Origin of the sequence: Streptomyces sp. NPDC002088 (assembly GCF_040296605.1) — a bacterium.
Lineage (GTDB): Bacteria > Actinomycetota > Actinomycetes > Streptomycetales > Streptomycetaceae > Streptomyces.
The window spans coordinates 285,277-298,561 of the sequence record NZ_JBEOXO010000001.1 but is presented as its reverse complement, the minus strand read 5'-3'; the positions used below and the strand labels follow the sequence as shown (position 1 = coordinate 298,561).

Sequence of the window (13,285 nt, the reverse complement as noted above, 5' to 3'; positions counted from 1 at the left end):
GGCGATCCGCCCCGGACCCCTGTCGAGCGGAGGCCGCTCACGAGATATCTTGATGTCGAGCAATGTTGCAGACGTGGAGCGGAGCACCGGTGACTGACTCGACCATCATCTATACGCACACTGACGAGGCCCCGGCCCTGGCGACGTATTCCTTCCTGCCGGTGGTCCGGGCGTACGCCTCGCAGGCGGGTGTCGCCGTGGAGACGCGTGACATCTCGCTGGCCGGGCGCATCATCGCCGTGTTCCCGGAGTACCTGACCGAGGACCAGCGCATCCCGGACGCCCTGCATGAGCTGGGCGAGCTGGCGAAGACGCCCGAGGCCAACATCATCAAGCTGCCGAACGTCTCGGCGTCGATCCCGCAGCTGAAGGCCGCGGTCGCCGAGCTCCAGGCGCAGGGCTACGCGCTGCCGGACTACCCGGACGAGCCGAAGACCGACGAGGAGCGCGAGATCCGCGCCCGCTACGACAAGATCAAGGGTTCCGCCGTGAACCCGGTCCTGCGTGAGGGCAACTCGGACCGCCGCGCTCCCGCCTCGGTCAAGAACTACGCGAAGACCCACCCGCACCGCATGGGCGCCTGGACCTCCGAGTCCAAGACGAACGTCGCGACGATGGGCGTCGACGACTTCCGCTCCACCGAGAAGTCCGCCGTGATCTCCGAGGCCGGCGCGCTCCGCATCGAGCTGAAGGGCGACGACGGCTCCACCACCGTCCTGCGCGAGTCCGTACCGGTCCTCGCGGGCGAGGTCGTCGACGCCTCCGTGATGCGCGTCGCCGCGCTGCGCGAGTTCCTCGCCGCGCAGGTCGCCCGCGCCAAGGAGGAGGGCGTCCTCTTCTCCGTGCACCTCAAGGCCACGATGATGAAGGTCTCCGACCCGATCGTCTTCGGTCACGTGGTGCGCGCCTTCTTCCCGAAGACCTTCGCCCAGTACGGCGAGGTGTTCGCGGCGGCCGGTCTGACGCCGAACGACGGTCTCGGCGGCATCTACAAGGGCCTGGAGTCTCTGCCCCAGGGCGCCGAGATCAAGGCGTCCTTCGACGCCGAGCTCGCCGAGGGCCCGGCCCTGGCGATGGTCGACTCCGACAAGGGCATCACCAACCTGCACGTCCCGTCGGACGTCATCGTCGACGCCTCCATGCCGGCGATGATCCGCACCTCCGGCCACATGTGGGGCCCGGACGGCCAGGAGGCCGACACCCTCGCGGTGCTGCCGGACAGCAGCTACTCGGGTGTCTACCAGGCCGTCATCGACGACTGCCGCGCCCACGGCGCCTACGACCCGTCGACCATGGGCTCCGTCCCGAACGTCGGCCTCATGGCGCAGAAGGCCGAGGAGTACGGCAGCCACGACAAGACCTTCGAGATCCCGACCACGGGTACCGTCCGCCTCGTCGACCAGGCCGGCAACGTCGTCCTGGAGCAGACCGTCTCCGCCGGCGACATCTTCCGCGCCTGCCAGACGAAGGACGACCCGATCCGGGACTGGGTCAAGCTGGCCGTCACCCGCGCCCGCGCCACCGGCGACCCGGCCGTGTTCTGGCTGGACGAGACCCGCGCCCACGACGCCAACCTGATCGCCAAGGTCAACGCGTACCTGCCGGAGCACGACACCGAGGGCCTGGACATCCGGATCCTCAACCCGGTCGAGGCGACCAAGCTGTCGGTCGAGCGCATCCGCCGCGGCGAGAACACCATCTCCGTCACCGGCAACGTGCTGCGCGACTACCTGACCGACCTGTTCCCGATCCTGGAGCTGGGCACCAGCGCCAAGATGCTGTCGGTCGTCCCGCTGATGGCGGGCGGCGGCCTGTTCGAGACGGGCGCCGGCGGCAGCGCGCCGAAGCACGTCCAGCAGCTGGTCAAGGAGAACTACCTGCGCTGGGACTCCCTGGGTGAGTTCTTCGCCCTGGTGCCGTCCCTCGAGCAGTACGCGAAGACCACGGACAACGCCCGCGCCCAGGTCCTCGCCGACACCCTCGACCGCGCCACGGCGACCTTCCTCAACGAGGACAAGTCCCCGACCCGTCGCGTCGGCGGCATCGACAACCGCGGCAGCCACTTCTTCCTGTCCCTGTACTGGGCGCAGGAGCTGGCCGCGCAGACCGACGACGCGGACCTGGCCAAGGCCTTCGCCCCGCTCGCCGAGACCCTTGCGGCGAACGAGCAGAAGATCGTCGACGAGCTGGTCGCCGTCCAGGGCAAGCCGGCCGACATCGGCGGCTACTACCAGCCCGACCCGGCCAAGGCCGCCGCGGTCATGCGCCCCTCCGCCACCTGGAACGAGGCGCTCGCGTCCCTGAGCTGACGCACCGGGCCCGAGGCCCGCTGTTCCTGACTCCGCCCCGGTCGGCATCCTGCCCGGCCGGGGCGCGGTCGTGTCCACGCACGGCGCGGACACCGTTCGTGAACACTCGATGTGGCACCTTGATCGTGCGCCTTGCCCCTGACAACGCCCCCTCGGAGCCGCCGTATGAGCCGCCATGTGACCCCTGCCGCACTGCCCTTCGAACTGCTGTCCGGCGCCGGCGACTCGCCGGTGATTCTGCACGTGCCGCACTCCGCACGCGCGATACCGCCCGCGGTGCGTGCGGGGATCGTGCTCGATGACGCGGCGCTGGAACGGGAGCTGGACCACATCACCGACGCGCACACCGTGGAGCTCGCCGCCGAGGCGGCGAAGCTGTCCGCCGTCGCACCCTGGCAGTTCGTCAACCGGCTCTCCCGGCTGGTGATCGACCCGGAGCGCTTCCCGGACGAGCGGGAGGAGATGCTCGCGGTGGGGATGGGCGCGGTGTACACGCGGACCACGCACCGGGAGGTGCTGCGGGCCGAGGACGTCGACCCGGAGCCGTTGATCGAGCGCTACTTCCACCCGTACGCGCGCGCCATGACGGAGGCGGTGGCGGAGCGGCTGGCCGTGACGGGGCGGGCCGTGATCATCGACGTGCACTCGTACCCGACCGCGCGGCTCCCCTACGAGCTGCACGGCGAGGGCCCGCGGCCGCCGGTCTGCCTGGGCACCGACTCCTTCCACACCCCGCCCGGCCTGCTGGCGGCGGCGCGGGAGGCGTTCTCGGAGTGCGGGGAGACGGGCCTCGACAGCCCGTTCGGCGGTGCGTACGTGCCGCTGGAGTTCTACGGCGAGGACGCACGGGTGAGTGCCCTCATGGTGGAGATCCGCAGGGACACGTACATGACCGAGCCGGGCGGCCCGGCAGGGGCGGGGCTGACCCGGCTCGCCTCCGCGCTGGCCGCCCTCGTCGACGCCGTCCCGCTCTGACCGGCGGGCCGTGGCTCAGGCGCGCAGCCACTCCGTGACGACCACCTCAGCGCCGGTCCGCAGCCGCAGCGCGAAAGGGCCGGCGGGGGGCGCGTCGCAGGCGAAGCGGCCCAGGTCGTCCGCGGTGAGCGGGGCGGCCGGCTGCGGGCCGTTGAGCACCTCGATCCGGGCCGTCTGCGGCGGCAGCACCTGCCCGAGCAGGCCCTCGGACGTCACCTCCACGTCGACGGTCAGCTCGCCCGTGCGGAAGGTCAGCATGCGGGGCGGGTCCATCACTCCTCTGACCGGGATGGCGTCGACCAGCGAGTCGAAGGTCAGCTCGGCGATGCGGGCGTCGAGGTCGTACAGCGCGTACGCCTCCACGGCGATCCGGCACAGCTCGGCCGGCACCGGGTCCAGGATGGCGGCGGCCGCGCGGAGTTCCTCCTCCAGGCGGTCGCAGTCGAACCCGTCGTCCCCCGCGTCGTCGTCGACTCCGTCGAAGACGTCGTCGTTCATGTCGTTCACAGTGCTCCCCGTGCGTCGAGTCGGGCCCGCAGGCGGCGCAGACAGCGCTGGCGCAGCGGTCCGATGCTGCCGACGGCGATGCCCAGCGCTGAGGACACCTCCTGATAGCTGGGCGGCTGCGCGGCCATCAGGACCCGCAGCAACTGCCTGCAGCGTTCGCCGAGTTCCTCGAACTCCTGCCACAGATGCCGGACGCGCTCGCTCTCGGCGGCGGCCTCCTCCGAGTCGAGTACCGACTGCTCCGGCGTCCGGTCCTCGCTGACCCGGTCGAGCAGTTGCGGATCGTCGGTCGGCATCAGCCGCCGTGAGCTCTTGAGCACCTTCAGGCACTCGTGGCGCGCGGTGCTCGCCAGCCATGAACCGGCCTTGTGCGGCTCGCGAATCCGCCCCAGGTTCTGGGCGAAGCGGAACCAGGCGGTCTGATACACCTCGTGCCCGTCGGCGTCGGAGAGCCGGTGGGCGCGCACCACGGACCACACCAGTGGGCTCAGCCCTTCCACGAGCGCCTTCCAGGCCGCCGCGTCACCGTCGACGGCGGACTGGACTAGCACGCCGACATCTGTACGGTCCACGGCCCCACCCCTCGTGTACGGCAAGTCATCGTACGCCGCGGAAGGGGCACCTCCGGCCCTCATGCCGGAGGAGTGAGCTGCACGACCGGCACCGGACGCCACGTGGGCGGCCGGAGCGCCGGTACGTGCGCCCCGCGAACCTCCGCGAACTCGGTGTTCGTCGCGAGCAGTTGCTGCCGGGCCGTGCGCGCGTCGGACTCCTTGTTGGCGGTCATGTACGAGGCGATCAGGCCGGCGGCGACCGGGGTGGCGAAGGAGGTGCCGCTCCAGTGCGCGAATCCCTCGAACATCACCTGGTCGGGCTTGCCCGAGGTGCTGGTCTCCCGCTCCTCGCTCAGCGCACCGGTGTGCCGGGGCGACTGGCAGGTGCAGGCGTAGGTGAAGCCGTACCGGCAGGCGTCGTACGTGGAGTGCTGGTACACGTACGGGACCGGCGCGTCGAAGCCGGTGAGGGAGCTGGTGAGGCGCTCGCCGGGGGCGTAGACCTGGACCCAGGAACCGTGGTTGCTGAAGCAGGCACCGAACTCGCCGTCCCCGCGCAGCGCTCCGACCGACAGCACGGTGTTCTCGTAGTCGGGCAGGGAGGCGTAGGCGGCGGGCCAGAAGGGGGTGGCGCTGGCGTTGTTGCCGGCCGCCGCGACCAACAGGGTGCGCTGTCCCCGGAGTTCCTGCATGAAGGCGTCCAGGCCGAGCAGGCCGTCCGTGCGGCCGTTGGAGGTGCCGGCGGAGAGGCTGATGATGTCGGGCCAGCCGTCGCGGTCGACGGCCGCGAAGAGCGCCTCGCCGAAGTCCGACTCCAGGATGGCGCCCGCGTCGTTGAGCGTGTTGCGGACGGTCACGTCGGTGTTGGGCGCGACGGCGGCGACGAGTCCGGCGATGAACGTGCCGTGGCCGACGTACTGCTGGAGGATGCCCTGGTCGTCGGTCTCCTGGAGCTGGGCGTCGCCGTCGGTGTGCGCGAGCAGCGGGTAGGAGCGGTAGTCGCGCATCAGGCCGGTGTCGATCACCAGGACGCCGACGGCGGTGCCCTGATCGTACGCCGTCTCGGCCGCCGCGGGGTTGGGCGCCTGGGTGAGCGGTGCGGGCACGGGCTCGTCGCCGGGGCAGGCGTTGACGGCGATGGACACGACATGGTTGCGGCTGACCAGGCGGCGTCCCGCGCGGCCCTCCGCCTCCCTGAGAGCACGCAGGGCGCCCGCGACCGCGCGGTCGCCGCGCCGGTCGCCGTGTCCGGGATCGCCGACCTGGATGCGGGTGATGCCGGAGCGGTTGGTCTCCGGGCCCGCGCGGCGCACATGGTCGGCGACCAGGCCGGTGGTGTCGGTGAAGTGCGTGCGCACGGTGTCCTCGACGACCCGGGCCTCCTCGCCGTCGCGGGCGAGCACGACGCCCTTCTCGTAGATGAACTCGGCGGAGTCGTCCGGCCCCATCGCGAGGGAAACGTCGGGAAGCGAGCGCTGGATCTGGTCGAACTGTTCGTGGAATCGCTGGGGTGCCATGCGTGTCCTCCCACTGAGGCGGTGGTCGTCAATCAGAGCCGCGCGACCGCTGATTGATACAGCGACAAACCCGTGTGACATGGTTCCGGAAGCCCGGGGGCACTACCATCCGTCAAGTGACAGCGGGAAGCGACTCGGTTCTCGAACTGCTGCCGATGGTGTTCGCCGCTCCCAACGACGCGCTGGCGAGGGCGGAGGGTGTGCTCGACGCCGACCCGCCGCCGTTGCATGCCTCCGTCGCCCACCAGGTGATCGGTATCTGGCAGCGGGACTGGGGCGACATGCGGATCGCCCTGCGGCACCTGCGGCGTGCCCGGGACCTGGCGGCGCGCGCGGAGTCGGCCGAGCGGGAGGCCGACGTCCTGGGCACGCTCGGCGTGGCCCTCGTGCACGCCGGCCGCACCCGGCAGGGCCTGGCCGCCTTCGAGCGGGGTGTCGGGCGCGGCACCGGACACACCCGGGCGCGTGTGCTGTACCGGCGGGCCTACTCCTGGTGGGTACTGGGTCACCATCGTGAGGCACTGGAGGACGTACGCCGGGCGATCCCGGTGCTACGGCAGGCCGATGACGTGATCTGGACGGCGCGGGCGCTGACACTGCGCGCCACCGTGCATCTGGCCCTCGGCGCGGTGGACCGGGCGGACGCCGACTTCACCGCGGCCGAGGCGCTGTGGGACACCACCGGCCAGGAACACGACAAGGCCGACGCCGTGGAGAGCCGGGGCCTGGCCGCGTTCCGCTCGGGTGACGTCCCGGCGGCGCTGCGACTGCTGGACGAGGCGGAGGAACGGTACGCCAAGCTCGGCACGCCGACGTTCATGCTCAACATCCGGCGCTGCGAGGTCCTGATGGCCGCGGGGCTCGCGCCGGAGGCGCTGGCGGAGGCGGACGCGGCGACAGGGGTGCTCGACGGGATCGGCGGGCAGTCCACCCGCAAGGCGGAGTTGCTGCTCGGCGCCGCGCGTGCCGCCCGGCTGTCGGGCGATCCGCACACCGCGATAGCCCGGGCGGACCTGGCCGTACGGCTGTTCGCCGCGCAGCGCCGCGGCTGGTGGGAGACGCACGCCCGGCTGGTGCTGATCGAGGCGCGGGTGGCCGCCGGGCGCGGCTCGGGGCGGCTGGTCGCGGACGCGGCGACGGTGGCGGAGCGGCTGGCCTCGTTCGGCGCGCCGGCCGCGCCGGAGGCGTCGCTGCTCGCGGGCCGGATCGCGCTCGGCCTCGGCTGGACCGCGGACGCCGAGCGGCATCTGGCCGTCGCCGCGCGCAGTCGGCACAGCGGGCCGCCGCTGGCGCGGATGACGGGCTGGGCCGCGCAGGCGCTGAGCGCCCGGGCGGCCGGCTCCGGCCGGGGCGTACTGGAGGCCTGCCGGCGCGGACTGGACGTGCTCGACGACCACCGGATGACGCTGGGGGCCTCGGAGTTGCGCGCCCGTGCCACCGAGCAGGGCGCGGAACTGGCGGCGCTGGCCCAGCAGGCGAGCCTGGCCCGGGGTGGGCCGCGGCGGCTGCTGGAGTGGAGCGAGCGCTGGCGGGCCACCGTACTGTCCGCGCCCCCGACCCGTCCGCCGGCCGACCCGGCGCTGCTGAGCGGGATGACCGCCTTCCGCGAGATCGCGGCGCGGGCGGAGGAGGCACGCAGGGAGGGCCGTCCGGTCCCGGCGTTGGAGCGGGAGCAGCGGCGCCTGGAGCGGGAGGTCCGCTCCCGGACCCTGCACATCCGCGGTGACGATCCCGGCGGCGGGGACCGGTTCGACGCCGGCCGGCTGCTGGAGCGGCTGGGCGACGGACGGCTGCTCGAACTCGCCGTGGTGGACGGGCGGGTGCACGTGCTGCTGTGCGGTCGGGGCCGGGTGCGGCGCTACGAGGCCGGGCTGCTGGTGGAGGCGGAGCGCGAGGCCGAGCACATCCAGGCGGGGCTGCGGCGGCTGGCGCACCCCGGGGCCGAGGGCCGACTGCCGGTGGTGGAGGCGGCCGGCGCCCGGCTGGAGGAGCTTCTGTTGGGGCCCGCGGCCTCGCAGCTGGGCAGCGGGCCGGTCGTGGTCGTACCGCCGGGCCGGCTGCACCGGGTGCCGTGGGCGCTGCTGCCCTCGCTGCGGGAGAGGGTGCTGAGCGTGTCGCCGTCGGCGAGCAGCTGGCTGCGCGCCCGCCAGACCGAGCCGCCGCCCGGCGGGCGCCATGTGCTGGTCCGGGGACCGGGGTTGGCCACGGGGGGTGCGGAGGTGCCCGACCTGGCCGACCGGTACGGCACGCCGACGGTCCTGGAGCACGCCGACGCGCGCGTGCCGCGGGTGCTGGCGGAGCTCGACGGCGCGGCCCTGGCCCACATCGCGGCGCACGGCACCTTCCGCGCGGACAGCCCCCTGTTCTCGTCGCTGCGCATGGCCGACGGTCCGCTCATCGTGCACGACTTCGAACGCCTGGCCCGCAGCCCGTACCGGATCATCCTCTCCAGCTGCGACACCGCCCGGCTCGCCTCCGTCGGCGCCGACGAGCTCCTCGGCCTGGTCACCGCGCTGCTGCCGCTGGGCACGGCCGGGGTGGTGGCGAGCAGCGCGCCCGTCAACGACGCCGCGGTGGTGCCGCTGATGCTCGCACTGCACAAGGGGCTGAGTGCGGGCCTGTCGCTGGCCGAGGCCCTGCGCGACGCCCGCGCGGCCCTGCCGGGCGATGCGGTGCACCAGGCCACGGGGTGGGCGTTCACGGCGTTCGGGGCGGCCTGAACGCCGGGATCGACCCGGGCTCACGCCGACCGTCGCAGGCAGCGTGAACGGTCGCGGTCTTCGTGATCCCTCGGAACTCACGCCGACCGCGACTGCGGCTCCTCCGTCACAAGCCATGGCAGCGTGGCGCGGTCGCCGGCGCCGAGGCGGGTGTAGGCGCTGTAGAGGTGGTTGCCGACGGTGCGGATCGACAGGGTGAGCTGTTCGGCGATCTGGCGGTTACTGAGGCCGGCCGCGGCGAGGGTGACGATCTGCCGCTGGCGGGCGGTGAGTTCGCCCAGGACCAGGCCGGACAGAGCCGGGGTGCGGGCGCCCTGGCAGCGGCGGGCGAGCGCGGCGGCGCGGGTGCGGGAGGTGCGTGCGGCGCTGGGGTCACGGTGAGCTCGTACGGCCTGGGCGTGCGCCTCCGCAGCGAAGAGCAGGAAGCCCCGCTCTTCCAGGGCCAGGGCCGCCCGGTCCAGGCCGGGCCCGTCGCCGCGCGCGAGAGCCTGGGCGTGCGCCGCGAACACGCCGTCGGCGGGGAGGCGGCGGGCGGCCTCGTCGGGGGAACCGAGACGGACGGCTTCGTGGAGGGCGTACGCGTCGCTCTCCCCGGTCCCGTCGTGCAGTGCCTCCAGCGCCCCCTCGACGTCCCCGCGGGCGGCCGCCAGCCATGCGGCCGAGGTGCCGTCGGTGACGACTCCCTCCGCGGTCGTGAGGTCGCCCGTCTGGGCGGCGGCCAGGGCCAGTTCGATGCGGCAGGCGGCGTCGTGCGGGGCGCCACGCAGTCCCTCCCGGGCCCAGGCCATCGCCTCGCGCAGCTCTCCTCGCAGACGGGAGAAGCGGGCTCGTACGGCCGCGTACTCGGCCGGCAGCGGTGCGCCCTCCGCCGCGAGCCACTCCCCCACGGGTGTCGGCAGCTTCCGTACGTCGGTGTGTTCGATGCGGTGTTCCAGCGCGGCCGTCTCGGTCTTGAGGGCGAGTTCGCGCTCGTCCGGGGTGCCGGCCAGCCGCCTCGCCCGCAGCCGGCCGGCCGCGGCCCGCAGCACCGGGCCGTGCAGGGGGTGGGCGAGACGGACGGCACCCAGGTCGTCGATGCCGATCAGGCCGTCGGACTCGAGGCGTTCGAGGATCCGCAGGTCGAGGGCGTCGACGTCCAGCGGGAGGGGCTCGGCGAAGGCGAGGCGGTCGAGGGTCTCCCGCTCGTCGGGGCAGGTTCGGTCCAGCAGGGGGGCGGTGCGTTCGCGGAGGGTGGTGGTCACCGGCACCGGGCCGCGCCAGACGCGCTCGTCGGTGTCGGGGATCCGGGTGAGCGCCCCCTGTTCGCGTACCGCGCGCAGCAGTTCGCGCAGCAGCCGCAGGTCTCCCCGGGCGAGGCGGTGCAGCCGGTTGACGGTGAGCGGTTCGAGGGGGCCGCCGACCCCTGCCACGAGCAGCTGTGCCGTCTCCTCGCGGGGCAGCGGCTCCAGCACGAGGCGGGGGAGCAGTTCGCCGGTCCACAGCCGGGTCACCGCGGCGGGCGCCGGGGCGCCGTCCGTCGCGACGACCAGCAGACGGGTGCGGCCGTGCACGGCGAGGTGGTGGACCAGGGCCGCCGAGGCGTCGTCGAGCAGGTGGGCGTCGTCGACCAGCAACAAGCGGACGCCGGTGAGCAGTTGGACGGCCCAGTGCAGGGAGACGGTCTCGGGCAGCAGGTGGGCGAAGGCGGCGAAGGGGAGGTCGCGGGTCTCGGGGGTCCCCGCCACTCTGGCGCAGTCGGTGCCGCGGACGGCCTCCGTGACGAGCCGGGTCCTGCCGCAGCCCGCCGCTCCGGTCACCACGATGCCGGGCCGTCCGGCGCCCAGGGACCGCCGGACCAGCTCCAGTTCGTCCTCTCGTCCGGTGAACGGCCAGGGCAGCTCGAGGGTCTTCGCGTCACGTTCGAAAGTCGTCACGACGGTATGAGCCGGGATACTCACCCCTGATACAGGGTGACTTGAGTAGCCCCCGACTCAGGCGCCCGGTGCGCGGTCCACGGCAGTCTTGGCCCATGACCGCCCGCTACTGCTCCCTCGCACAGCAGTCGGCCCCCGCGTTCGCGGCCGGGCTGACCGCCGAGCGGCTCAGTGCGCTCATCGGCGGACGTCCGGTGTGGGTCAACGGCACGGTTGTGCACTATTACTTCTTCGACGGCGACGCCGACGGGTCCGTGATTCCGGTACCGGGAAGCGGGGAGACCCGGCGGGTGTCGTGGGTCGGCACCAAGGAGCAGCGCGACGTCGTGCGCGAGTGCTTCCGGGAGTGGCAGGACCTCGGCATCGGTGTCTTCTTCGTCGAGGTCGGCGACCGCTCGGAGGCCGAGCTGCGCATCGGGTTCCAGCTCGGCGACGGCTCCTGGTCGGCCGTGGGCAAGGACGCGCTCCAGGTCGGCCTGAACGAACGCACCATGAACTTCGGCTGGGACCTGACCGCGCCCGGGGAGCGCGGGACGGCCCTGCACGAGATCGGGCACGCGCTGGGCATGCTGCACGAACACCAGAGCCCGTTCGCCGGCATCCACTGGGACGACGAGGCCGTGTACGCCGATCTGGCGGGCCCGCCGAACTTCTGGAGCCGGGACAGGACGTTCTTCAACATCCTGCGCAAGCTGGACCCGTCCGAGGTGAACGGCTCGGTCTGGGACCCGCTGTCGATCATGGAGTATCCCTTCTCGTCGGGGCTGATCCTGGAGCCGGAGCAGTTCCGCGGCGGCCTGAACCCGCCCGGCAGTCTCTCGCCCCTCGACAAGGAGTTCGTGCTCCGCTGGTACCCGCCGCTCGGCCCGCAGCAGCCGCCCGCCCTGGTGCCCTTCCGCTCGGCGCCGCTGCGGCTCGGTCCGGGTGAGCAGGCCGACTTCACCGTCGAACCGTCGGAGACCCGCGAGTACACCGTGGGCACCTTCGGCGACAGCGACACCGTCGTCGTGGTCTTCGAGGAGCGGGACGGGGAACCCCGCTTCCTCTCCGGCCAGGACGACGGAGGCACTCCGCACAACGCCATGGTCAGGGCCCGTTTCGTCAAGGGCCGCCGCTACTTCGTCCGGGTGCGCCTGTACTCCGCGTGGGGTTCGGGCGAGACGGCGGTCATGTGCTGGTGAGCGCATGACCGACCGGGCTCGGACGCAGAAACCACTGTCCGGCGCCGGGGGAAAGGGTCGAGGGACGTCACCTTCGGGGGAGGGGGACGTCCCTCGACCACGCCGCCGCCTTGCGAACGGCATGTTTCCACTCCGCGAACAGGCTGGCCGGCCACGGGACATGGGCATCCGGGCGGTGTGAGCATGGGGGCATGCTTCCGGGAGAGGATCGCGCGGCCCGGCGGGTGCTGACAGTCTGCCTGGCGGCCGGGGTGACCACCCTGCTCGACCAGTCGGTCCTCAACATCGCCGTGCCGTCGCTGCGTCAGTCGCTGTCGGCGGGCGCCACCGACGTGCAGTGGATCGTGGCGGGCTACTCCCTCGCCTTCGGTCTCATGCTGGTGCCGGGCGGCAGCCTCGGAGACGTACGCGGCCGCAAAGGCCTGTTCCTGGTGGGACTTTCGACGTTCGTGGCGTGCGGGCTGGTCGCCGCGACGGCCGGTCACGCCGGTACGGTCGTCGCCGCCCGGCTGGTGCAGGGGGCTCGCGGCCGATTCGGCCGCCGAGCTCCGGCGGGCGGGCCGGTTCCCTGGACCGTTCCTCCAGTGGACCTTCGTAGCGGCGGACGCCTCGCAGTTCGACCCGGCCGGTTCAGCCCCCGAGCACCAACGGCCGAGCGACATCACCGGACCACTCCTCCAGCGAACCGTCGTACAGCGAGACGTCCTCGCGGCCCAGCAGGGTGAGGGCGAGGGCCGTGCTCGCTGCCGAGATTCCGCCGCCGCAGTACAGGACGACCGGGGAGTCGGTCGGGGTGAGCACCGTCGCGACCTTGGCGGTGAGTTCGGCGGCGGGCAGGACGCGGCCCGTGGCGTCGAGCAGGTCACGCCCGGGGATGCTGCGGCTGGTGGGGATGTGGCCGCGGCGGGTGTAGCGGGTGGGGGCGGAGCCGTCGTAGCCGCCGGTCGGGAGGGCGCACACGAGGGTGCCTGGGCGTTCGCCCCGGGTGATGGCGGCCACCTCCTCGATGCCGGTCCACAGTTCGGGGCGGGGGGCCGGGGTGACCGGTACGACGGCCGGGGGCGGGGCGTCCTCGTCACCTGAGGCAAGGGGCCGGCCGGCCGCCTCCCAGGCCGCCAGGCCGCCGTCGAGCACCGCGGCCGGTACGGAGATCGCCCGCAGCATCCACCACAGCCGGGCCGCCCAGATGCCGCCGCCGGTGTCGTACGCGACGACGGCACTGCCCTCTCCCACGCCCAGCCGGGCGAGCGCGGCGGCGAACGCTGCGGGGGACGGGACGGCGAAGTGGTACGGCGCGGTGTGGTCGCAGAGGTCCCCGGTGAGGTCGGCGTGCCGGGAGCCGGGCAGGTGGCGTTCGGCCCAGCCGGCGCGGCCGCTCGCGGAGCGGTGGTCGCCGTCGTGGCGGGGCGAGGGCAGCAGCGCGGTGGCGTCGAGGACGACCAGCCGCGGGTCGTCGAGGTGGGCGGCGAGCCAGATGTCGTCGACCAGGGGGCCGGGCAGCAGGGAGGTCATGGCGGCCGATCGTACGCCCGTGAGCTGGGCGTCTTACGTATCGGGCAGCGCCGTCCCATATTCCGGACCGCCCTTGCGCAGGATGCGGGAACTGCCG

The 13,285-nt window shown here is 73.1% G+C and carries 10 protein-coding genes; 5 read left to right on the top strand and 5 right to left on the bottom strand.

The window, feature by feature from the left end:
* Window positions 1–89 precede the first annotated feature (89 nt).
* Together ABT114_RS01365 and ABT114_RS01360 are read left to right on the top strand one after the other, a co-directional pair.
* Window positions 90–2,309, top strand: coding sequence for an NADP-dependent isocitrate dehydrogenase (locus ABT114_RS01365; RefSeq protein WP_351137287.1), 2,220 nt, complete (start codon window positions 90–92; stop codon window positions 2,307–2,309).
* Window positions 2,310–2,474: 165 nt separating this feature from the next.
* On the top strand, window positions 2,475–3,284 hold the full coding sequence (locus ABT114_RS01360) for an N-formylglutamate amidohydrolase (protein ID WP_351137285.1): 810 nt from the start codon (window positions 2,475–2,477) through the stop codon (window positions 3,282–3,284).
* A gap of 15 nt (window positions 3,285–3,299) precedes the next feature.
* Here the strand turns inward: ABT114_RS01360 and ABT114_RS01355 are convergent, their stop codons facing one another.
* Genes ABT114_RS01355 through ABT114_RS01345 form a run of 3 tightly spaced genes read right to left on the bottom strand, consistent with a single transcriptional unit; the run spans window position 3,300 to window position 5,862 of the window.
* Window positions 3,300–3,782 (bottom strand): hypothetical protein, encoded by a 483-nt coding sequence (locus ABT114_RS01355; RefSeq protein WP_351137283.1) that lies wholly within the window; start codon window positions 3,780–3,782, stop codon window positions 3,300–3,302.
* Window positions 3,783–3,787: 5 nt separating this feature from the next.
* Window positions 3,788–4,426, bottom strand: a complete 639-nt coding sequence (locus ABT114_RS01350; RefSeq protein WP_351137280.1) for an RNA polymerase sigma factor — start codon at window positions 4,424–4,426, stop codon at window positions 3,788–3,790.
* On the bottom strand, window positions 4,423–5,862 hold the full coding sequence (locus ABT114_RS01345; RefSeq protein WP_351137278.1) for a S8/S53 family peptidase: 1,440 nt from the start codon (window positions 5,860–5,862) through the stop codon (window positions 4,423–4,425). The genes ABT114_RS01350 and ABT114_RS01345 overlap by 4 nt, the downstream gene beginning before the upstream one ends.
* A gap of 116 nt (window positions 5,863–5,978) precedes the next feature.
* Between ABT114_RS01345 and ABT114_RS01340 the strand changes: the two genes are divergently transcribed.
* On the top strand, window positions 5,979–8,582 hold the full coding sequence (locus tag ABT114_RS01340; RefSeq protein WP_351137276.1) for a CHAT domain-containing protein: 2,604 nt from the start codon (window positions 5,979–5,981) through the stop codon (window positions 8,580–8,582).
* A gap of 77 nt (window positions 8,583–8,659) precedes the next feature.
* Here ABT114_RS01340 and ABT114_RS01335 read toward each other — a convergent pair whose 3' ends face one another.
* Window positions 8,660–10,495, bottom strand: coding sequence for a LuxR family transcriptional regulator AbsR2 (locus ABT114_RS01335; RefSeq protein ID WP_351137274.1), 1,836 nt, complete (start codon window positions 10,493–10,495; stop codon window positions 8,660–8,662).
* 95 nt (window positions 10,496–10,590) lie between these two features.
* Between ABT114_RS01335 and absR1 the strand changes: the two genes are divergently transcribed.
* Window positions 10,591–11,676 carry a beta-glucuronidase AbsR1 gene (gene absR1, locus ABT114_RS01330; protein WP_351137272.1) on the top strand — a complete coding sequence of 362 codons (1,086 nt, stop codon included), beginning with the start codon at window positions 10,591–10,593 and terminating at the stop codon, window positions 11,674–11,676.
* A 191-nt stretch (window positions 11,677–11,867) separates the two neighbouring features.
* Window positions 11,868–12,401: an MFS transporter gene (locus ABT114_RS01325; RefSeq protein WP_351137270.1), complete on the top strand. Its 534-nt coding sequence runs from the start codon at window positions 11,868–11,870 to the stop codon at window positions 12,399–12,401.
* Here the strand turns inward: ABT114_RS01325 and ABT114_RS01320 are convergent.
* Window positions 12,307–13,188, bottom strand: coding sequence for a sulfurtransferase (locus ABT114_RS01320; RefSeq protein WP_351137268.1), 882 nt, complete (start codon window positions 13,186–13,188; stop codon window positions 12,307–12,309). The genes ABT114_RS01325 and ABT114_RS01320 overlap by 95 nt on opposite strands.
* Between the last annotated feature and the right edge of the window lie 97 nt (window positions 13,189–13,285).